Raw genomic sequence first — 21,209 nt, forward strand, 5'->3', positions numbered from 1 at the left:
GTCTGCCTTCGTCCGCGCCGTTGCGGAAAAAGTTCATGGGTCAAACGTCATCAGAGAGACTTCTCCCCGCGTACGGGGAGAAGCGACATTCGTGCCAAGTGCTCGCGCTCACACACGTGCTTCGGCGAGGCTTGGCGCGCCTTCACCCTGCGGGCTGCGACGCAGGTAGAACCACCAGGTCAGAGCGAGGCAGGAGGCGTAAAAGGCGAGATAGACCGCGAGCGCGAGCTGCGGCCCGCCGGTCATGGCGATCGACTTGCCGAAGCCGCTCGGGATCAGATAGCCGCCGACGGCACCGATCGCGCCGATGAAGCCGACCGCCGCGCCGCTTTCGATGCTCGCGGTCTTCAGCGCAGCCGCACGCGCGACATCGCCCTTGCCGCGCACCTTGAACAGGTTCTCCTCGCGGAAGATCGAGGGGATCATGCGGTAGGTCGAGCCGTTGCCGATGCCCGTCGTCACGAACAGGATCAGGAACATCGACAGGAAGCCGATGAAATCCTTCTGCCCGACGAAGTAGAGCACGCCGACCGTGGCGCCCGCCATCGCGATGAAATTCCAGAAGGTGATGATGGAGCCGCCGATACGGTCTGCGAGCCAGCCGCCGAGCGGACGCGACAGCGAGCCGACCAGCGGGCCCAGGAAGGCGATCGAGATCGTCACGGTGGGGAATTGCGTCTTGATCAGAAGCGGAAACGCCGCGGAGTAGCCGATGAAAGACCCGAACGTGCCGATGTAGAGATACGCCATGATCCAGGTGTGCTTGCGCTTGACGATCGCAAGCTGGTTCTTCACCGACGATTTCGCCGTGGTGAGATTGTTCATGAAGAACACCGCCCCGAACACCGCGATCGCGATCGGCAGCACCCACATGAGTCCGGCATTCTGCAGGAAGATGCCGTCGACGGGCGTTGCCTGGAACAGGTTGAAGACGGCGAGCGTCATCAGGATCGGGGTCAGGAGCTGCACGCTGGAGACACCGATATTGCCGCCGGCCGCGTTGAGGCCAAGCGCCCATCCCTTCATCCGGTCGGGGAAGAAGAAGGAGATGTTGGTCATGCTGGAGGCGAAATTGCCGCCGCCGAGACCCGCGGTCGAGGCGACCAGCAGCATCAGCCAGAACGGCGTGTCGGGCTGGCTCACGAAATAGGCAAGCGACAAGGTCGGAATGAACAGGATCGCCGCGCTGAAGATGGTCCAGTTGCGGCCGCCGAAGGTCGTCACTGCGAAGGTGTAGGGAAAGCGCATCAAGGCGCCGATCAGCCCCGGCACGGCGACGAGCTGGAACAGCTGGTCGGTGGTGTAGTGGAAGCCCGCCTGCGGCAGCTTGGTGGTGACGATGCTCCAGATCAGCCAGACCGAGAAGCCGATATGCTCGGCTACGATCGACCAGATCAGGTTCCGCCGCGCGATCGTCTTGCCGGTCGCGTTCCAGAACGCCTCATCTTCGGGGCGCCAGTCAGAAATCCAAGTGGGACTCTTCGTCATTGCATATCCCTTCCAGTCTCACCGCTGCGTCGTTGCAGGCTCAGCCTCCGGCCACGGAGGCGCTCCGAGGCTTCACCCCGGTGGCGAGTTCACGATGCTGATTGATGATGTTGAGGGACGTCGTCGTTGGCGTCGCGCAAAGACGCTTCAATTTCCGTGCCAGTTGCGCGCATCCTGGAAACGCAGGGATTTCAGGATGTTGTTCGTGTTGCCCGAAATGTTCGCAGGGCTTTTTCGCACGCTTAGTTTGCGATTCGCTCAATCCTTGTGCGACGCACAAGGATTGAGCGGGGTGTCGATTATTTGGGCGCGCGCATGTCGTTGCGTTGAACGCTTCGCTTACGCGGCCTCGACGAAGCGGTGGCGCTCGTAGAGGAATTCGAGCACGCGCTGGCGGCACTTCAGATAGGTGGCGTTGGTCGCGAGCTCGAGCCGCTTGCGCGGCCGTGCCAGCGGCACCTCCAGCACCTCGCCGATGCGCGCGCTCGGCCCGTTCGTCATCATCACGATGCGGTCGGACAACAGCACGGCCTCGTCGACGTCGTGGGTGATCATCAGAATGGTGTTGCCGAGCTTCTGATGCAGCGCCATGACCGAGTCCTGCAAATGGGCGCGGGTCAGCGCGTCGAGCGCGCCGAACGGCTCATCCAGCAGCAGCACCTTCGGCTCCATGGCGAGCGCCCGCGCGATGCCGACGCGCTGCTTCATGCCGCCGGAGATTTCGGAAGGACGCTTGTCCCTGGCATGAGCCATCTGCACGAGGTTGAGATTGTGCATCACCCAGGCGTCGCGCTCGGCGCGGGACTTGGTCCTGGCGAAGACCTTGTCGACGCCGAGCCTGACGTTCTCGTAGACGGTCAGCCACGGCAGCAGGCTGTGGTTCTGGAACACCACGGCGCGATCGGGCCCCGGCGAGTTCACCTCACGGTTTTCCAGCAGCACGCCGCCCGTGGTGGCGCCGGTCAGCCCTGCGATGATGTTGAGCAGGGTCGACTTGCCGCAGCCGGAATGGCCGATGATCGAAACGTACTCGCCCTTCTCGATCGTGAGGTTGATGTCCTTCAGCACCTCCGTGGTGGCGGCGCCGCGGGTAAAGACCTTGTCGATGTGGTCGAGCTTCAAATAAGCGGTCATGTGCCCTCTCCTCTCAGCTCTGCGCGGTGCCGCGGGTGACGAACTTGCCGAGGCCCGCGATCAGGCGGTCCAGCACGAAGCCGACGATGCCGACATAGAACAGCGCCAGGATGATCTCGCTGATATGCGAGGAGTTCCAGGCGTCCCAGATGAAGAAGCCGATGCCGACGCCGCCGATCAGCATTTCCGCCGCGACGATCGCAAGCCACGACAGGCCGATGCCGATGCGAAGGCCGGTGAAGATGTAGGGCGCGGCCGCCGGGATCATGATCTTTGCAAAGAACTCGAGCGGATTGAGCTGCACGACGGCCGCGACGTTGCGATAGTCCTGCGGAATGTTGCGGATGCCGACCGCAGTGTTGATGATGATCGGCCAGATCGAGGTGATGAAGATGACGAAGATCGCGGAAGGCTGGCCGTCGCGGAACGCCGCGAGCGACAACGGCAGCCAGGCGAGCGGCGGAATGGTACGCAGCACCTGGAACAACGGATCGAGCCCGCGCATCGCCCAGACCGACTGCCCGACCAGCACCCCGAGCGCGATGCCCGCGATCGCCGAGAGCGAGTAGCCGAAGGCGACGCGCTGGAGACTGGCGGAAAGATGCCAGAACAGGCCCTTGTCGATGCCGCCATGATCGAAGAACGGATCGAGGATCAGCTCCTTGGTGTCAGTGAACACCTTGGACGGCGGCGGCAGTGCCGAGCCGGCGCGGCGGCAGACCAGCTCCCACACCAGCGTCAGCAGCGCGATCACGACCAGCGGCGGGATCACGCGCACCGCTGTCTCCCGTGCCATGCGTGCATAAGCTTCGGCGCGCGGGGGACGCCTTGGCGTCATCGCGACGACCGGCGCGGAGCTGGCCGCAGGCGTCGCGGTTTCAATCTCGATCTTGGCGGCAGGCATGTTCATCGCAATCTCTCTCCGGCTTCAAGGGACGATGCGGCCGCCCAAAGCGGCCGCTGGCTCCATCAGACTTCGACGCGCTTGATCGCGAGCGACTTCAGATAGGCGGCCGGATTCTCCGGATCGAACACCTTGCCGTCGAAGAAGGTCTCCTTGCCGCGCGAGGTGGACGTCGGAATGTCGGCAGCCGCGACGCCGAGGGTCTTGGCCGCGTCGCGCCACATGTCCTCGCGGTTGACCTTGGCAATCAGCGCCTTGGTGTCGAAGTTCGGCTCGTACTTGCCCCAGCGGATGTCCTCGGTGAGGAACCAGAGATCGTGGCTCTGGAACGGATAGGAGGCATGGTCGCGCCAGTACTTCATGATGTGCGGGGAGTTCTCGACCACCTTGCCGGGGATGCCGTAGTCGAACTTGCCCGCGGTGCGGTCGAGCACGTCCTCGACAGGACAGTTCATCCACTGCCGCTTGCCCATGATGGCGGCGAGCTCGGCCTTGTTCTCGGCCTTGTCGGCCCATTGCTGGGCTTCCATCACCGCCATCAGCAACGCCTTCGCCGCCTTTGGATATTTGTCGACGAAGGCGGCGCGCATGCCGAAGGACTTCTCCGGATGCTTGTTCCAGAGCTCGCCGGTATTGACCGCGGTATAGCCGATCTTCTGATGGATCAGCTGCAGATTCCAGGGCTCGCCGACGCAGAAGCAGTCCATGGTGCCGACCTTCATGTTGGCCACCATCTGCGGCGGCGGCACCACGATGGTCTCGATGTCCTTGTCGGGATCGATGCCGCCGGCGGCGAGCCAATAGCGGATCCAGAGATCGTGGGTGCCGCCGGGGAAGGTCATTGCGGCCTTCACGGCCTTGCCGGAGGCCTTCTTCTTCTCCAGCGCGGCCTTGAACGGCGCGGCATCGACGCCGAGCTTCAGGTCGGCATATTCGTTCGCGACGGAGATGCACTGGCTGTCGAGATTGAGCCGCGCCAGGATGTACATCGGCGTCGGCTGGTTGTTCTGCGTCACCTTGCCGGCCGAGATCAGATACGGCATCGGGGTGAGGATATGCGCGCCGTCGATGCCGTTGCCTTCGGAGCCGAGCACGAGGTTGTCGCGCGTCGTGCCCCAGGACGCCTGCTTCTGCACGTCGGTGTCGGGCATGCCGTATTTGGCGAAGAGCCCCTTGTCCTTGGCGACGAAGAGCGGGCCCGCATCGCTGAGCGCGATGAAGCCGAGCTTGGCGCCCTTGACCTCAGGGCCTGCGTCCTGCGCGAAGGCGCCGGCAGGGAAGTTCAGTTTTGCGGCGGCGAGAAGTGCCGCGGTCGAGCCGGTGGCCTTCAACAATTGACGGCGGCTGAGGCCAGTCGTTTCGGAGGGCCGGCGGGTGCGCTTGGTCATAGGCTGTGTCGTCCTTTGCGTCTTTGCGGAATGATTTGCGGCTGTGCGCGCGAGCGGCCCGTCCGTCCGGTTGCGCCGAATTTGGCGCATGCGAACGCGCGACGGGGAGGACCCCCGTCTGGTGGCGTCAGCAAATCGGATGAGAATTCTCGCGGGACGGCTTCAATGGCGTCGGCTGGAACCATTCAAGCTTCATGCCAAGCCCGGCGTTATGAAAAGAACAAACGAATCAATTTGTTATAGCGGTCGCGCCAGACTGTCGCAGGTCGGTTCCGCATGAGAAATTTGCGACCTGCACATTGCTTGTGCGGCGCACAAAGCTTGTGCAACAGCTTAAGGAAAAGGCCGAGGCGGCGTTAGAATCAGATCGAGCAGAACGGCATCGCATTGATATTACTAGATATTTTAAACACTACGCGCCGGCACGCAACTTGCTGTTCTTTCGCTGTCAACGAAGACTGCGGCTTGCCGCATTGATGCAGCCTCTGGCGGCCGCATCCCGGAAGCTCAACTGCTTCGCGGCCCTCCGGCTCAAAGTCCTCGTGACGCGATTCCCAAAGCTTCCAGATTTTCCATAGCCCTCGTGCGCGGCAGGCCTGCCCGCACGGCCGATCACGTTCAGCCGCGCTCTCCGGAGCGTGTCGATCTCCCTTAGGAAGCAAAGGAACCACTGATGTCGTATCTCGCGCCTTCGGAATTCGTCACCAAGATGGTGGATGCGGGCGAGTCCAAGATCTTCATGTCCACCCGGGATACCATCATCCGAGCCTATATGGCGGGCGCCATCCTGGCGCTGGCGGCCTGGTTCGCCGTGACGATCAACGTCAACACGGGCCAGCCGCTGATCGGCGCGCTGCTGTTTCCGGTCGGCTTCGTCATGCTCTATCTGCTGGGCTTCGATCTCCTCACCGGCGTCTTCGTGCTTTCCCCGCTCGCCCTGATCGACAAGCGTCCGGGCGTCACTATCGGCGGCGTGCTGCGCAATTGGGGCCTCGTGTTCGTCGGCAACTTCGCCGGCGCCTTTACGGTGGCCTTCATGATGGCTTTCGTCACGACCTTCGGCTTCACCCAGGCGCCGGACAAGGTCGGCGCCGCCATCGGCAATATCGGCGAAGGGCGCACGCTGGGCTATGCCGCGCACGGCGCGGCAGGCATGGCGACGCTGTTCTTGCGCGGCATGCTCTGCAACTGGATGGTTTCGACCGGCGTCGTCGGCGCCATGATCTCGACCTCGGTCCCCGGCAAGGTCATCGCGATGTGGATGCCGATCCTGGTGTTCTTCTACATGGTGTTCGAGCATTCCGTCGTGAACATGTTCCTGTTCCCGTCCGGGCTACTGCTCGGCGCGAAGTTCTCGATCATGGATTATCTGATCTGGAACGAGATCCCGACCGTGCTCGGCAACCTCGTCGGCGGCCTCGCCTTCACCGGCATGACGCTCTATGCCACGCACGTCATGACCCTGCCGAAGCGCCAGGCCACCAGGGTTGCGAAGCCCCGCGTTGCGGCCTGATCGAATCCATCTCGACAGAGGGGCCTCGCCCGATCAGGGTGAGGCTCCCCTTCGCCGGTGATGACGATGCCCCGCGGACTCCTGATTTCGGTCGGCCAGCATTCCGACAAGGGCCGCAAGCCCGTCAACCAGGACTTTCACGGCGTCCTGATTCCGGGAGAGCCGCTGCTCAGCCTGAAGGGCATCGCGGCCGTCCTCGCCGACGGCATCTCCTCCAGCGCGGTGAGCCAGATCGCCAGCGAGTCGGCGGTCAAGAGCTTCCTGATGGACTATTACTGCACGTCGGAATCCTGGACGGTGAAGACCTCCGCCCGCCGCGTGCTTGACGCGACCAATTCCTGGCTGCATGCGCAGACGCGCAAGAGCCAATATGCCTATGACCGGGACAAGGGCTATGTCTGCACCCTCAGCGCCATGGTCATCAAGGCGACCACCGCGCACATCTTTCATGTCGGCGACTGCCGCGTCTACCGCGTCGCCGGCAAGGCGCTCGAGCAGCTGACCGACGATCACCGCATCATCGTGTCGTCCGAGCAGACCTATCTCGGCCGCGCGCTCGGCATCAATCCGCAGCTCGAGATCGACTATCAGGCCTTCGAGGTCGAGGCCGGCGACATCTTTCTGCTGGCAACCGACGGCGCTTACGAATTTGTCGACGCACGCTTCGTCACGAGCGCGATCACCGAGCATGCGGGCAATCTCGACGCGGCGGCGAAGGCCATCGTCGAGGAGGCGTATCGGCGCGGCAGCGACGACAACATCACCGTGCAGATCCTGCGGATCGATGCGGTGCCGGAGGAAACGGGCGTTTTCGACCGGACCGCGACGCTGCCGCTGCCGCCTCTGTTGGAGCCGCGCGCGGTGTTCGACGGCTACCGGATCATCCGGGAGATCTATGGCAGCAGCCGCAGCCACATCTATCTTGCGGTCGATGCAGAGACCGAGGAAACGGTCGCGCTGAAGATTCCCTCGATCGACCTGCGCGACAACCAGGCCTACCTGAAACGTTTCCTCATGGAAGAGTGGATCGCGCGACGGATCGACAGTCCGTACGTGCTCAAGCCGCGATTGCGATCGACGCGGCGCAACTATCTCTACGTCGCGACCGAGTTCGTCGAGGGGCGGACGCTGCGGCAATGGATGCTCGACAATCCGCGTCCCGATCTGGAGACGGTGCGCAGGATCATCGAGCAGATCGCCGCCGGGCTTTGCGCCTTCCATCGCATGGAGATGCTGCATCAGGATCTCAGGCCCGACAACGTCCTGATCGACAAGACCGGCACCGCCAAGATCATCGACTTCGGATCGGTCAGGGTGGCCGGCGTCGCGGAGGCCGCACCTCGCGACGAGGCCGACGAAATCCTGGGAACGGTCCAGTATACGGCACCGGAGTATTTTCTTGGACAGGGCGGCTCACCGCGCTCCGACATGTTTTCACTCGCCGTGATCTGCTACCAGATGCTGACGGGAAAGCTGCCCTACGGGACCCAAGTCGCGAAAATCCGGCGCAAGGCGGATGTACGAAAGCTCAAATACCGCCCGGCCGACGACGGCCGCAACGTCCCCGCCTGGATCGACGGCGCACTCCGGCGCGCGCTTCATCCTGATCCCTACAAGCGGCACGAGGATCTCTCGGAGTTCGTCTTCGAGCTTCGCACTCCCAACCCGGCCTATCTCGACACCCGGATGACGCCCCTGTTGGAGCGCAACCCGCTGATGTTCTGGAAGCTGACGACGGCAGCACTCGCCTGCGCCGTCGTCGTGCTGGTGGCCCTGCTGCACACGCGCTGATTGACTGCATCTCTCGCCAAATGATCAATGGCGAGCGATGCAGCCCTGGCATCAGCGCGCACTGCTGGGGCAAGCCTTCAGAAAGACGCCGTGATCTCGGCGACGAAGTCGCGGTAGGTGCGCAATGGACGGCCCAGCATGCCGGTCAGACGCTCGACGTCGCCGGCCTCGGGGATCATTCCCACAGTGAGGAAACGCTCGCTCATTGCCCGCATGTCGAAAGCCATCCAGGGCGGCATGAACTGCCTGAGGGTCTTCTCGAACCCCGCCGTGTCGTCTCCGCCATAGGCGACGGCGCGTCCGAGCACGTCCGACCAGATCGCGGCAGCCTTCCCGCCGCTGATCGTATCGGGTCCAACAAGATTGATGCGCTCGAGCGGAAGCGGCTTGGCGGATGTCTCGCGGCGGATCAGCTCGATCGCCGCGATCTCGCCGATATCGCGCGCGTCGATCATCGCAAGTCCCTTGCTGCCGATCGGCATGGGATAGACGCCGTGCGCGGTCACCACATCCTTGATCATGAGCTCGTTGTTCATGAAATACGCGGGACGCAGGATGGTCGCGTTGAATCCCATCTGCTCAATCATGCGCTCGACGCCGAACTTGCCGGCGAAGTGCGGCACGTTCACGTAGCGGTCGCTGTGAATGACCGACAGATAGACGAACCGATCGATGCCGGCCTCGCGGGCGAGGTTGAGCGCAGTCAGGGCCTGGGTGAATTCGTCCGGCACCACGGCGTTGAGCAGGAACAGCGTCGAGACGCCCGAGAACGCGCTGCGCAGGGAATCGACGTCCAGCAAATCGCCCTGAGCGACGGCGACACCTGCCGGGAAGTTCGCCTTCTCGGGATTTCGGACAAGTGCGCGCACATCGGCACCGCGCTTGACGAGTTGTTCGACGACGTTGCGGCCGATCATGCCAGTTGCGCCGGTAACGAGGATAGTCATGGGATCACTCCGGTTTGGGTTTAGAAGACACCCGAAAATTAGTGATCCACATGTGAACCGATAGACGCTATATCTGGACAGACCGTCTCATGGGTGGAACAGATGGATTTGCTTGCCCTCGCCGACTTCAATCTCGTCGCCCGCCACGGAGGGTTCGGAAAGGCCGCACGCGCCGCGGGACGGCCGAAAGCGACCTTGTCGCGGCGCGTGTCCGACCTCGAGAGCAGTCTCGATCTGCGTCTGTTCGAGCGCGGCGGACGGAGTCTCAAGCTCACCGAGGAAGGTCGAGCGCTCTACGAACGGACGGGCGCGCTCCTCACCGAGCTCGACGAGACGGCGGCCGCGATCGCCTCCGGCGGAGACAAGCCGAGGGGCAGGTTGCGGATCAACGCACCCCTGCTCTTTTCGCAAACCGCGATGGGCCGGCTCGCGGCCGGCTTCGCCCTTCGGCATCCGCAGGTCCGGCTCGAGGTCACCACGGATGACCGCCAAGTCGATATGATCGAGGAGGGTTTTGACCTCGTGATCCGGGTCAATCCAGATCCAGATGAAAGCCTCGTCGGCCGCATCTTCTTGCGCGACCGAATGCTCGTTGTGGCCAGCCCCACCCTGAAACGCCCGAAAGGAAACCTCGCCGCTCCGGCCATCGTGCGCGGCGATGACGCGGCTGCGATCTGGGACATCAGGCGGTCAAGCGGGCCATCGCGCATCGCGGTCGATCCCGTGCTTCGGCTGTCATCCCTGATGATGGTTCGCGATGCCGTGAGAGCCGGCGTCGGCGCTGCACGGCTACCCCTGTCGCTCGTCAGTCACGATTTGGCAGAAGGCACACTGGTGCGCTGGGGCGACGTCGAAGGACCCGACATCGCCCTCTGGACGCTCTATCCCTCGCGGCGATTGCTCAGTGCGCGCGTCTCCGCCTTCCTCGATCATCTCAAGGACGCCTTTCCGAAGGGAACCCCGGACGAGCTGGCAGCCTACATCCGGGGATGACCGCACATCCGGCGATATGGAGCCTCAGGCCGGCTCAGCCGCCTTCGTCCCCAGCGGCTTCGGCGCCATGCCGCCGCCCGGCTTGAGGAGGAATTCGTAGCTCATCAGGTGCCACGGTCCGGCCGCCTTGGTGCCGTCGGGCATCGCAGCATCGTTGCGCGGCTCGACCTTGGCGATGAGATCGTCCTTGACGCCGAACACCACGTCCGAGTCCAGATACTTGTCGCCCCCGATGAAGACGTGGGTGATCAGCGGCTCATAGCCCTTCGCATTGACCAGGAAGTGCACATGCGCCGGGCGCATCGGGTGGCGATTGGTCTGAACGATCATCTCGCCGACCGGGCCATCGGTCGGGATCGGGTAGCTGCACGGCAAAATAGTCCGGAAGAAGAAGCGGCCGTCGCTGTCCGTGATGAAACGCGCCCGCGCCGAGGCGCCGATCTCGTCATAGTTCGGCTTCTGGGAATCGTAGAAGCCGTCATCGTCGGCATGCCAGACGTCCACAGGAACGTTCGCGAGTGGCTTGCCCTTGAGATCGGTGACGCGGCTCTGCACGAACATCTTCTCGCCGGTGAGATTGTGCGGCGAGATGTCGGTGCCGTGCGCGGTCACCTTGTGCTCGCCGACATAGAACGGACCGAGCACCGTGGTCTCTGTGGCGCCCTCGCGGTCGCGGTGGTTGACGGCGTCGACCAGCATGGAGACGCCGAGCACGTCGGACAACAGGATGAACTCCTGGCGCGTGTCGGTGCATTTCTGCCCCGTCCGGGTCAGGAAATCGATGGCGTATTCCCATTCCTCGAAGGTCAGGCCGGTCTTGCTCACGTAATCGTGCAGCGACTTCACCAATTCCTGCAGCAGGAATTTTGCCCGCGTATCAGGCGTCTGGTCGAAGCTCCGAACGACGGCTTCGGTGAGTTCGGTCTCGTTGAACTGGGTCATGATGCGTCTGCCCTCGCGTTTTTCTCGTTGGCCCGGGCGGGCTCCCTGGAGGCGTTCCGCCGCCGAGCCTACACCAGTCGGCCCGGCCGCGTTAAGCGCAACCGACTTGGAATGGGGCCGCCATTTCGGTATCAACTTTCCGACAAAACGCCCCGGAGGAACTGATGCTCGCCCCCACCCCCGCTTCGCCCGAATCCGTCGGCATGTCCCAGGCCGCGCTCGACCGCGTCGATGCCCATCTGAAGAACCGGTACATCGATGCCGGCCGTTTCCCCGGCACGCAGCTCCTGGTCTATCGCCGCGGCAAGATCGCTCACAGCTCGGTGCAGGGCTTTGCCGACGTCGAACGCAAGGCGCCGGTGAAGGACGACACCATCTACCGCATCTATTCCATGACCAAGCCGCTCACCAGCGTCGCCTTCATGATGCTGGTCGAGGAAGGCCTCGTTGCGATCGACGAGCCCGTCGCCAAGTACATTCCGGAATGGAAGGATCTCGGCGTATTCGTGGCCGGCACCTACCCGGCCTTCCTGACCCGGCCGCCGTCGCGGCCGATGCTGATCGTCGACCTGCTGCGCCACACCTCCGGCCTGACCTACGGCTTCCAGCAGCGCTCCAATGTCGATGCCGCCTATCGCAGCGAGAAGATCGGCGAGGTCGAGAAGTCAGGCACGCTCCAGACCATGATCGAGGGATTGGCAAAGATCCCGCTGGAATTCTCGCCGGGCGAATCTTGGAACTACTCCGTCTCAACCGACGTGATCGGCTACCTCGTCGGCAAGATCTCGGGGATGCCTTTCGAGCAGTTTCTCAAGCAGCGGATTCTCGATCCGCTCGGCATGACCGACACCGATTTCCACGTGCCGGCCTCGAAGGCGCATCGCTTCGCCGCCTGCTACTCCGCGGACCCCGGCGGCGGCATGACCTTTCATGCCGGACAACGCCGCGAGGGCCTCACGCTGCAGGACGATCCGACGACGAGCTCGTTCCTGTCATCGCCCTCCTTCATCTCCGGCGGCGGCGGGCTGTGCTCGACGGTCGCCGACTATCTCACCTTCTGTCGCGCCCTGCTCAACGGTGGTGAGCTCGGCGGTGTCAGGCTGATCGGGCCGAAGACGCTGGCGCTGATGACGACGAACCACATCCCGGGCGGACGCGCGCTGCCGGAGGTGTCGCGCTCGCTGTTCTCCGAAGCCACCTATAACGGCATCGGCTTCGGCCTCGGCTTCGCCGTCACCATGCGCCCGGCCGAGACGCTGATCGCCGGCAGCCCTGGCGAATACAATTGGGGCGGCGCGGCCACGACCTCGTTCTGGATCGATCCGGCCGAGGAGCTGATCACGATCTTCATGACGCAGGTGCTGCCGTCGAGCGCCTATCCGATCCGCCGCGAGCTGCGCAGCATGGTCTACGCGGCCATCACCGAGAGCAATCTGTAACCGGTCAAATCGATCCCGCGGCCGTCCGCCGCGGGATCGCACTCAGAAGCTCATTTGCCGACGCTCATTTCAGCATCTCCGGCACGATCAGACGCGGCAGGAACAGCGACACGCTGGGCCAGACGATGACCGCCGCAAGCACGAGCAGCATCGGTATCAGCATGATCACGGTGTCCTTCAGGGCGTAGCGCAGCCGCACACCCGCGATCGAGCAGGCGATCATCAGACAGAGGCCGTAGGGTGGCGTCACCAGCCCGAAGGCCAGCGATACGATGGAGATGATCGCGAACTGGACCGGATGGAGATCGACGGACTTGGCAAGCGGCTCCAGCACGGTGCCGACGATGATGATCGCCGGGATGGCGTCGAGGAAGCAGCCCACGACCAGAAAGCAGAAGGAAATGAAGAAGCCGGCCGCAACAGCGCCCATGCCCCAGGTCGAGACATTGGCCAGCAGCTCTTGCGGGATCTTGTAATAGGCGAGCAGCCAGCCGAACGCACTTGCGGTGCCGACACAAAACAGCGCCACGCCGGCAAGGCGCCCGGTGTCGAGCAAGGCCTTGTACAATTCGCGTGGCCCCGTCTCGCGGTAGAAGAATGTCGAGAGCGCGACGGAATAGAGCACCGCGACGCAGGCGGACTCGGTCGCCGTGAACCAGCCGAGCAGAATGCCGCCGACGACGATGAACGGCGTCATCAGCGCCGGTATCGACCGCCAGATAGCGGATCCCATCTCGACCCAGGTCGATTTCGGATAGGTGGGGTAGCCCCGGCGCACGGCATAGATGTGCACCGTCACCATCTGCGCGCCAGCGATCAGCAGGCCCGGCACGATGCCGGCCAGATACATCGCCGCAATCGAGGTCGAGATCAGCCCACCCCACACGATCATCAGGATCGACGGCGGAATGATGACTGCAAGCACCGCCGACACCGCGGTGATGGCGATGGAGAACGAAAGGTCGTAGCCCTCCTTGTTCTGCGCATCGATGAAGATCTTGGACTGGCTCGCCGCATCGGCGGTGGAGGAGCCCGAGATACCGGCAAAGAATACCGACAGCACGACGTTGATCTGCGCCAGGGATCCCGGCCAGTGCCCGACCATCGAGCGCGACAGCGTCACGAGGCGATCAGTGATGCCGCCGATGCTCATCAGGTTCGCCGTCAGCAGGAAGAACGGCACCGCGAGCAGGATGAATGAATTGTACGCATTGAAGGTCTCCTGCGCGAGCGTCATCAGCGACAGGCGCGGCTCGATCAGCAGGATCGGCACGCAGGCAAGGCCGAGCGCGAAAGCGACCGGCACGCGCGCGATAAGCAGGCCGATGAAGACCCCGAACAGCACCATCGCAGCCTGTCCGGCAGAAAGTACGGTGCCGCTCATCTCTGTGCCCCGACCAGAACGCGCATTTCATCGATGATCTGTTCACCCGCAAAGACGATCCACGTCAGACCGGCCACCGGCCAGGCGACGTGGATCAGCCAGAGCGGCAGATCGGCCAATTCCGACGTCCTGCTCCAGGCAAAACGGGTGAACTCGATGCCGGCGGTTACGAACACCAGCGCCAGCGCCAGCACGCCGAGCCGTGCGAGGATCCGCACCGCGGCCTCCGACCGCCGCGACAGGTCGGGCCACACGTCGACCTCGAAATGCTGCGCCTCCCGGATTCCCACCATGGCACCGATCATGATCGTCCAGATGAACAGGAAGCGCGCCATTTCCTCGGTCCAGATGTAGGACGGAATGAACGGCGTGTAGCGTGAGACGATTTGCAGCGTGACCGGAATAACGAGGATGCCGACGCAGGCGGCCAGCAGGAATTCCAGCAATTTCGCATAGGCCGCGGTGAGGCGACGCCACAGCGACGGTGTGGACGGGACGGGCATGTCGGACATTGGGGCTCCGTACGGCGCTCATCCGCCAGGTCCGGGCAGGAAGCGGGGCCTGCCCGGACGATCGCCGGCGGACAGAGCGACCTCAGACGACGTTGATCTTCTCGAAGATGCCTTCCGCGCCAATCTCCTTGGCGTAGGTGGCCATCACGGGATCGGCGAGCTTCTTCATGGCGTCCCGCTCCTCGAACGGAACGCGCTTGAGCTTGCCGGCCTTTTCGAGCGTGTCGAGCTTGACGACCTCTTCGCTCGACTCCAGCTGGCGACCGTAGTCGCCGGCCTCCTTGCCGGCCTTCATGATCGCGTCCTGCAGATCCTTCGGCAAGGTCTTCAGCGTCTTCACCGAGAAGCAGATCGGCCGGATCGAGACGGCGTGCTGGGTCAGGTTGAGATGCGGGGCCACCTCGTAGAACTTCATCGCCTCGACGCCGGCCGCCTCGTTCTCGCCGGCCGAGATCACGCCGTTCTGGATCGCGTTGTAGATTTCGTTGTAGGCGATCACGGTCGGGCTCATGCCGACGGCCGCAAACGTCTTCGACCAGATCGGCGCGCCCTGCACGCGGACCTTGAGTCCCTTGAGGTCGGCGAGGTTCTTGAGCGGCTTGTTGGCGAAGATGTTGCGGATGCCGCCGCCGGCATAACCGATCAGAACGACGTCGGCCTTCGCCGCAACCTCGTCGGCGACCGGCGCCAGGATGTTGGCTTCGACGACCTTGTTCATGTGCTCGATGCCCTTGAACACGAAGGGCGCATCGATGAACGGGGCCGCCTTGGCGAAGGTCGACATGTGAGCCGGCGAGACGATGCCGTAATCGACAGCCTTGCCCTGCGACATGTACTCGAAATACTGCTTCTCGAGGCCGAGCGAGGAGTTTTTGTGCAGGGTGAAGTTGACCGCCTTGCCGTAGTATTTCTTCACCAGTTCCTCGAACCGGATCAGTGCCCGGTTGAAGGCATGGTCGTCATTGAACTGGACCGCGCCGTTCAGCGTGACCGGGGCTTGCGCCCTGAGGATCGACGGCATGCCGAGCGTAGCCGCCGCAGTGGTCGCACCGATACCAGCGAGAAATGACCTTCGCTTCATCGTCTCCCCTCCCTTTGAGGCTCCGCCCCTGTCGCCGGGGCGTGAGCGCAGCCGCTATGCGGCTTGCATTCATGGAGCGTATGAAAAACTACGGCGGGACGGAAGTTATTTCGCTTGGGCTGGACGTCCTCTTCGTCGCGGAGCTCCGCCGGTGCCGCCTGCTGCACTGCCGCGATCGCGATGGTCTGACGCCACTCCAGACTGCGTCACAGCGTCTTTCGCGGGATCGCTCCGGACGCGAAAATCGTGGCACCGGGCAAGTACTGCCCTTATGGTCCTCCCAAAATCATGATCCGGCGCCGCTGCGCTGGAACCGGGACGCCCACGCTTGTCAAAGCTTACCCTGCCGGTCCGGCTCGCCCTCCTGGTCGCGGGAACGATGTTGCCGCTGATCGTCTTTGCCGTCGGCCTCGCCTATTCCAACTATCGCCAGGATCGCAGCGAGGCAACGCGCCGGGTGCTGGAGACCGTGCGAAGCATGCGCCTCGTGCTCGACTCCGAGGTGCAGCGGATGACGGGCGGCTTGCAGGTGCTCGCGCTCGGCGATTCCCTGCAAAGCGGCGATTTCGACGGCTTCCGCCGGCTGGCGGTCGAATTCACGAGCCAGTATGGCGGCGACAGCGTCCTGCTGCTGGCCGACAGATCCGGCCAGCAGCTGTTTTCGACCGTGACGACGGAAGCAGCGAGCCTGCCGCCGCGCAACAATCGAGAGATCGTCGAGCGGGTGTTTGCAAGCAAGGCGCCGCAATATTCCGACCTGTTCGTCGGTTCGACCGAGAAACGGCCGATCGTGACCGTGGAAGTTCCCGTGCTTCGCAATGGCGAAGTGGCCTATGCGCTCTCCTTCAGTCCGCCGATCGCGATATTCCAGAAACTGGTCGAGCAGCAGCGGCCAAACGATCAATGGACGGTGTCGCTGCTGGATACCAAGGCTCGCGTGTTCGCGCGTACACCCAACCCTGCCGAGACGTTCGGCAAGCAGGCTTCCGGCGCACTCTACGATGCGATGTCCCACACACCGGAGGCCGCGCTTTCGACCGTTTCGCTCGACGGCGTCGCGCTGTCCTCCGCCTTCACCAGATCGCAGCTGACCGGCTGGACGGTCGTGGCCGGCGTCAGCGAGAGCTCGCTGGTCGCGCCGCTCTGGCGCGACATCGCGATCACCAGCCTGATCGGCGGCATCCTGCTGCTGGTCGGCCTCACCTTTGCAGTCAGGATGGCGACCACGATCGCACGCGGCGAGATGCTGCACAATCTCCTGATCGAGGAGCTCAACCATCGCGTCAAGAACACGCTGGCCCTGATGCAGGCGATCGCGGTGCAGACCTTCCGCAGCGCCAGCCGGGACGAGCGGACCAAGTTCGAGGGACGGCTCGGCGCGCTGGCCGAGGCGCATAATCTCCTGAGCCAGGAGAAATGGGCGGGATCGGAGCTCCGGGACGTGATCGCCCGCGCGCTCCAGCCGTTCCTGCTGAGCAATCACGACCGCATCCGCATGGCCGGCCCGGCCGTGCCGCTGTCGCCGCGGCTCGCCGTGGTGCTGTCGATGATCGTGCACGAGATCGCCACCAACGCCGCGAAATACGGCGCGCTGTCCAACGAGACCGGCCGGGTGACGCTGGACTGGGAAGTCATCGCTGATGCGCCGAAGCCGCGACTGCGGTTGATATGGACCGAGACCGGCGGGCCGCCGGTGACGGCACCGGTGCAACGCGGCTTCGGCTCGCGCCTGATCGAGCGCAGCGCGCGCGACCAGCTCGACGGTGAGGCAACCGTCGACTTCCTGCCGCGCGGCGTGGTCTGCACGGTGATCTGCACGCTGGACGAGGCGCCCTGATCCACGGCCTCCCCCAGCGCATATCGCAACGCAGCACGGTCATGCTGCGACAATTGCGCTTGCCCGCACCCAATCATCCGATGTTAAACATCGGATGATTGTGAAGCTGCCGGGCGTGGCAGCCAACGACAAATGAACCGGCCGCGACAGGCCGGACGGGAGAAACGTACGAGTGGCAAGAGCGCGCCCGAGCCCCGTCGACAAGCTGGTCAAGCCCGGCCGCATTCGCGCCGTGCTGACGACGCTCGGCCGCGAGATCGCCCAGGATCTCATTCCCGTCGGGACGACCCTGCCGCCGGAGCCGGAGCTCGAAACCCGTTTCGGCGTCGGGCGCGGCGTGGTACGCGAGGCCATCAAGACGCTTGCCGCCAAGGGCCTCGTCAGCGTGCGACCGCGCCACGGCACGCAGGTGCTGCCGCGCCACGAATGGAGCCTGCTCGACCGCGACGTGCTGAGCTGGCTCGTCGGCCAGGACGAGCCCGACCGCGACCTCCTGCTGGCGATCCAGGAGGTGCGCTCGATCATCGAGCCTGCAGCCGCAGCTCTCGCCGCAGAACGCGCCACCCGGAACGACCGCTGGCGGATCGACACGGCCTTGGCCGCGATGCAGAGTGCAAAGGACCAGGCCAGCGCCCTCGCCGCTGACAAGGCATTCCATCTCGCCATTCTGGACGCGACCCACAACCCGGTCCTCCAGGGCTTTCGCGGCGCGATCGATACCATCCTGAGCACCGTCTTCACCGTCGCCGTCGTCAGCACCGGCGGCTGGTTCAGGGATAACCTGCCGAACCACGTGGCGGCGGCGCGAGCCATCGAGAGCGGCAACCCGGAGAAGGCGCGCGCCGCGATGGAACGCCTGCTGGGCTACACCCGATTGAAGCTTTCGAACCGGAAGACGGCCATCGCCGCGGCGACCCGTAAAACGGTCGGATCGGCCGTGCGCTCGCCCAAGAAAACGAACCTCAAGAACAAGAGAAAACGCCATGGACCGTGACGCGAAGGGCTCAGCCCAGATCCTCGCTCCGCCGGGAATCGTAAGGCTCGCACACCGACGGAGATATGCCATCGCGCGAGACGTGGTTACGATGGCAGGAAGATCAGCGTGAAATGCCGGCACAGGCATAGCTGAGCGCAGGGAGGTCAAATGCAGGTGACGGGCAGTCTGAAGGGGCGATCGTCGCGGCTGATGCGCAGCGTCAATTCGCTGGCGGGCGCCGCGATGTTCGTCGCGCCGCTGCTTGCGCTGGTCGCGATCTGGGCCATCGTCGTGCCGCTGTTCAACGTCAATCCGCGCGTGTTTCCCTCGGTCGGTGCGGTCGGCGCGGCCGCGCTGGACTCGATCCGCGACGGCACGTTGTTGGCCCATGTCGGCGCGAGCCTCCTGCGTGTCGGCCTGGGCACGCTGATCGGGATCGCAACCGCCGTGCCGCTCGGCATCGCCATGGGCGTCAGCCCGACGGTTGCGGCCTTCCTGACGCCGCTGTTCCGCTTCTTCTCCGTGCTCGCCGGCATTGCCTGGATCCCGATCGCGACGCTGTGGTTCGGCTACGGCTTCGGCGCGATCGTCTTCGTGATTTTCAACGCCGTGTTCTTCGTCGTCGCCTACAACACCCTGCTCGGCGTCAGGACCATCCCACACACGCTGCGCAATGCCGCCGCCTCGCTCGGCGCCGGCCGCTGGGCGCTGCTGACCGAAGTGCTGCTGCCGGGCGCGCTCCCCAACATCGTCACCGGCATTCGGACCGGCCTTGGCTTCGCCTGGCGCGGGCTGATCGCCGCCGAGATGATCGCGACCAATGTCGGGCTGGGCTACATGCTGTTCGTCGCGCGCGACTTCTACCGCACCGAGGTGATCGTGTTCGGCATGATCGTGATCGGCGTTCTCTGGCTTCTGATCGACCGTCTGCTGCTGGTCCCGCTGGAACGCGCGACCATCGAACGCTGGGGCATGGTGAGGCGCGCATGAATCTGATGCTGCAAATCTGGGCCGGCTATACGCGCCTGACCCGGCGCTGGCCGGGGCTCGCCGCGATCATTCCCTTCATCCCGGTGCTGGCGCTGTGGACGGCGGTGAGCGAGGCCGGCTTGTTTCCGCGCGCGTTCTTTCCGGGCCCGGCCGACGTCATGCGCGCGTTCTTCACCCTCACCTACAAGGGCATCCTGCCCGACTATCTCCAGGACAGCCTGATCCGGCTCGCGACCGGCGCCGCGGTCGGCATGGCGCTCGGCATTCCCTTGGGGGTCCTGATCGGCACCAGCCGCTGGGCGCACCGCATCTGCTGGCCGGTGCTGTTGTTCTTCCAGGCCATCGGCGACATCGCCTGGCTGCCGATCCTCCTGATCTGGTTCGGCTTCGGATTGACGACGATGACCTTCGTCATCGTCTACACCGTGCTGTTCCCGGTCGTGCTCAACACCGTGCTCGGCGTCGAATCCGTGCCGCGCGACCTCTCGCGCGCCGCCTTGAGCCTCGGGGCCTCGCGCGCGCGCGTCTTGTGGGAGGTGACGCTGCCGGGCGCGCTGCCCAACATCATCACGGGCCTGCGCAACGGGCTCGGCTATGGCTGGCGCGCGCTGATCGCGGTCGAGATGATCGTCGGCACCTCGGGCATCGGCTTCATGATGTTCGACGCCCGCCGCGCCGGCTCGACCGTCGAGATCCTGCTCGGCATGATCATTCTCGGATTGCTCTGGTACATCGTGGACGCCTGGATCCTCGCGCCGCTCGAGCGCGCGACCGGCCAGCGTTGGGGATTGGTGACATCATGAAGACGCTCTCGCTGCGCAATCTCGGCAAGACCTATTTCGATCCCTATGCGGGCGCGCATGTCACCGCCGTCCACGACGTCTCGCTCGACGTCGAGCCCGGCGAATTCATCTCGGTGGTCGGCCCCTCCGGCTGCGGCAAGACGACGATCCTGAACATGATCGCGGGCTTCATTCCCTATTCGAAGGGCGACATCCTGCTCGACGGCAAGCCGGTGCACGGGCCCGGCCCCGAGCGTGGCGTCGTGTTCCAGTCATTCGCGCTGTTTCCCTGGAAGACTGTGCTCGACAATGTCGGCTTCGGCCCGAAGATGCGCGGCGTGCCGAAGGCCGAGCGCGACCGCATCGCGCGCGAATATTTGGCGCTCGCCGGGCTCTCGCACGCGGCGCACCGCTATCCCAACGAGCTCTCCGGCGGCATGCAGCAGCGGGTCGGCGTGGTGCGCGCACTCGCCAACAACCCCGACGTCCTGCTGATGGACGAGCCCTTCGCCAGCGTCGACGCGCAGACGCGCATGACGCTCCAGGAGGAACTGACCCGCATCTGGCAGGAGCGCAAGCCGACCGTGATCTTCATCACCCACGACGTGGCGGAAGCGGTGTTTCTCGCCAACCGCGTGGTCGTGCTGTCGAAGGGACGCGTGCTCGACGAGATCGCGGTCGACCTGCCGCGGCCCCGGGTCTGGGACGACCTCGTCAAGGACGACCGCTTCAAGCAGCTCTCGGCGCGCGTGCTGCAGATGGTGCGCGCAGCATGAGCATCGCCTCCGAGGTCCTGCGCTCGCCCAAGGGCCGCATCGTGCTCGGCACGATCGCCGCATGGGCGCTGTTTCAGCTCTGGCTGACGATCGCCGCGCCGGGAAAGATTTCACCGGAGCTCACCGGAACATCGGAAAAGGTCAACGCGCAGATCGAGCTGCCGTTCATGCCGGAGCGCTTCCACGTGCTCGCGTTCCAGCAATACGGACGCGTCTCGGGCACGGACGAGCACTCGATCGAACTTCGCGGTGTCAAAAGAACGGACCTCAACGCCGTCGCCCGGCCTTACTGGGTGACGGCGGTGGGGCCGATAAAAGAGGGAGGCTGAGGA

General features: G+C 64.3%; 19 protein-coding genes. 10 read left to right on the top strand and 9 right to left on the bottom strand.

What is annotated here, in order from left to right:
• Window positions 1–108: 108 nt before the first annotated feature.
• The 4 genes from ABIF91_RS03265 to ABIF91_RS03280 all read right to left on the bottom strand — a co-directional run bounded on the left by ABIF91_RS03265 (window position 109) and on the right by ABIF91_RS03280 (window position 4,914).
• The gene (locus tag ABIF91_RS03265; protein WP_028177817.1) at window positions 109–1,488 is read right to left on the bottom strand and encodes an MFS transporter; all 1,380 of its coding nucleotides are present in this window, start codon (window positions 1,486–1,488) and stop codon (window positions 109–111) included.
• Between the two features lie 339 nt (window positions 1,489–1,827).
• Complete coding sequence (locus ABIF91_RS03270; protein ID WP_028177816.1) at window positions 1,828–2,622, bottom strand: ABC transporter ATP-binding protein; 795 nt, start codon at window positions 2,620–2,622, stop codon at window positions 1,828–1,830.
• A gap of 13 nt (window positions 2,623–2,635) precedes the next feature.
• Entirely contained in the window at window positions 2,636–3,532 is an 897-nt protein-coding gene (gene ntrB, locus ABIF91_RS03275) for a nitrate ABC transporter permease (RefSeq protein ID WP_028177815.1), read from the bottom strand.
• Between the two features lie 59 nt (window positions 3,533–3,591).
• On the bottom strand, window positions 3,592–4,914 hold the full coding sequence (locus ABIF91_RS03280) for a CmpA/NrtA family ABC transporter substrate-binding protein (RefSeq protein WP_028177814.1): 1,323 nt from the start codon (window positions 4,912–4,914) through the stop codon (window positions 3,592–3,594).
• A 673-nt stretch (window positions 4,915–5,587) separates the two neighbouring features.
• On the opposite strand from ABIF91_RS03280, the gene ABIF91_RS03285 reads away from it, so the two are divergent.
• On the top strand, window positions 5,588–6,427 hold the full coding sequence (locus tag ABIF91_RS03285; RefSeq protein WP_028177813.1) for a formate/nitrite transporter family protein: 840 nt from the start codon (window positions 5,588–5,590) through the stop codon (window positions 6,425–6,427).
• A gap of 60 nt (window positions 6,428–6,487) precedes the next feature.
• Window positions 6,488–8,218 carry a bifunctional protein-serine/threonine kinase/phosphatase gene (locus tag ABIF91_RS03290; protein ID WP_035694847.1) on the top strand — a complete coding sequence of 577 codons (1,731 nt, stop codon included), beginning with the start codon at window positions 6,488–6,490 and terminating at the stop codon, window positions 8,216–8,218.
• A 77-nt stretch (window positions 8,219–8,295) separates the two neighbouring features.
• Here ABIF91_RS03290 and ABIF91_RS03295 read toward each other — a convergent pair whose 3' ends face one another.
• Window positions 8,296–9,165 carry an SDR family oxidoreductase gene (locus ABIF91_RS03295; protein ID WP_028177811.1) on the bottom strand — a complete coding sequence of 290 codons (870 nt, stop codon included), beginning with the start codon at window positions 9,163–9,165 and terminating at the stop codon, window positions 8,296–8,298.
• 102 nt (window positions 9,166–9,267) lie between these two features.
• Here ABIF91_RS03295 and ABIF91_RS03300 point away from each other — a divergent pair, with 102 nt between their 5' ends.
• Window positions 9,268–10,158 carry a LysR family transcriptional regulator gene (locus ABIF91_RS03300; RefSeq protein ID WP_424578756.1) on the top strand — a complete coding sequence of 297 codons (891 nt, stop codon included), beginning with the start codon at window positions 9,268–9,270 and terminating at the stop codon, window positions 10,156–10,158.
• A gap of 24 nt (window positions 10,159–10,182) precedes the next feature.
• On the opposite strand, the gene ABIF91_RS03305 is transcribed toward ABIF91_RS03300, so the two are convergent.
• Window positions 10,183–11,100, bottom strand: coding sequence for an intradiol ring-cleavage dioxygenase (locus ABIF91_RS03305; RefSeq protein ID WP_028177809.1), 918 nt, complete (start codon window positions 11,098–11,100; stop codon window positions 10,183–10,185).
• Window positions 11,101–11,264: 164 nt separating this feature from the next.
• On the opposite strand from ABIF91_RS03305, the gene ABIF91_RS03310 reads away from it, so the two are divergent.
• On the top strand, window positions 11,265–12,539 hold the full coding sequence (locus ABIF91_RS03310; protein ID WP_028177808.1) for a serine hydrolase domain-containing protein: 1,275 nt from the start codon (window positions 11,265–11,267) through the stop codon (window positions 12,537–12,539).
• A 64-nt stretch (window positions 12,540–12,603) separates the two neighbouring features.
• Here the strand turns inward: ABIF91_RS03310 and ABIF91_RS03315 are convergent, their stop codons facing one another.
• From ABIF91_RS03315 to ABIF91_RS03325, 3 genes are all read right to left on the bottom strand, one after another.
• Entirely contained in the window at window positions 12,604–13,923 is a 1,320-nt protein-coding gene (locus ABIF91_RS03315) for a TRAP transporter large permease (RefSeq protein ID WP_028177807.1), read from the bottom strand.
• A complete protein-coding gene (locus tag ABIF91_RS03320; protein ID WP_028177806.1) occupies window positions 13,920–14,435 on the bottom strand; it encodes a TRAP transporter small permease in 516 nt (171 codons plus the stop codon). The genes ABIF91_RS03315 and ABIF91_RS03320 overlap by 4 nt, the downstream gene beginning before the upstream one ends.
• 82 nt (window positions 14,436–14,517) lie before the next feature.
• Window positions 14,518–15,516, bottom strand: a complete 999-nt coding sequence (locus ABIF91_RS03325; protein WP_028177805.1) for a TRAP transporter substrate-binding protein — start codon at window positions 15,514–15,516, stop codon at window positions 14,518–14,520.
• A 379-nt stretch (window positions 15,517–15,895) separates the two neighbouring features.
• Here ABIF91_RS03325 and ABIF91_RS03330 point away from each other — a divergent pair, with 379 nt between their 5' ends.
• The 6 genes from ABIF91_RS03330 to ABIF91_RS03355 all read left to right on the top strand — a co-directional run bounded on the left by ABIF91_RS03330 (window position 15,896) and on the right by ABIF91_RS03355 (window position 21,206).
• Window positions 15,896–17,353 (top strand): sensor histidine kinase, encoded by a 1,458-nt coding sequence (locus ABIF91_RS03330; protein ID WP_051393887.1) that lies wholly within the window; start codon window positions 15,896–15,898, stop codon window positions 17,351–17,353.
• Window positions 17,354–17,525: 172 nt separating this feature from the next.
• Window positions 17,526–18,347, top strand: coding sequence for a FadR/GntR family transcriptional regulator (locus ABIF91_RS03335; RefSeq protein ID WP_028177803.1), 822 nt, complete (start codon window positions 17,526–17,528; stop codon window positions 18,345–18,347).
• 156 nt (window positions 18,348–18,503) lie between these two features.
• Window positions 18,504–19,319: an ABC transporter permease gene (locus tag ABIF91_RS03340; protein ID WP_424578757.1), complete on the top strand. Its 816-nt coding sequence runs from the start codon at window positions 18,504–18,506 to the stop codon at window positions 19,317–19,319.
• Window positions 19,316–20,122: an ABC transporter permease gene (locus ABIF91_RS03345; RefSeq protein WP_080659888.1), complete on the top strand. Its 807-nt coding sequence runs from the start codon at window positions 19,316–19,318 to the stop codon at window positions 20,120–20,122. The genes ABIF91_RS03340 and ABIF91_RS03345 overlap by 4 nt, the downstream gene beginning before the upstream one ends.
• Complete coding sequence (locus tag ABIF91_RS03350) at window positions 20,119–20,877, top strand: ABC transporter ATP-binding protein (RefSeq protein ID WP_028177800.1); 759 nt, start codon at window positions 20,119–20,121, stop codon at window positions 20,875–20,877. Before ABIF91_RS03345 ends, ABIF91_RS03350 begins: the two co-directional genes overlap by 4 nt.
• Complete coding sequence (locus ABIF91_RS03355; protein WP_028177799.1) at window positions 20,874–21,206, top strand: hypothetical protein; 333 nt, start codon at window positions 20,874–20,876, stop codon at window positions 21,204–21,206. The genes ABIF91_RS03350 and ABIF91_RS03355 overlap by 4 nt, the downstream gene beginning before the upstream one ends.
• The last annotated feature ends 3 nt before the right edge of the window (window positions 21,207–21,209 follow it).

Origin of the sequence: Bradyrhizobium sp. USDA 241, assembly GCF_049739505.1 — a bacterium.
In the GTDB taxonomy this organism is placed as follows: Bacteria; Pseudomonadota; Alphaproteobacteria; order Rhizobiales; family Xanthobacteraceae; genus Bradyrhizobium; species Bradyrhizobium liaoningense.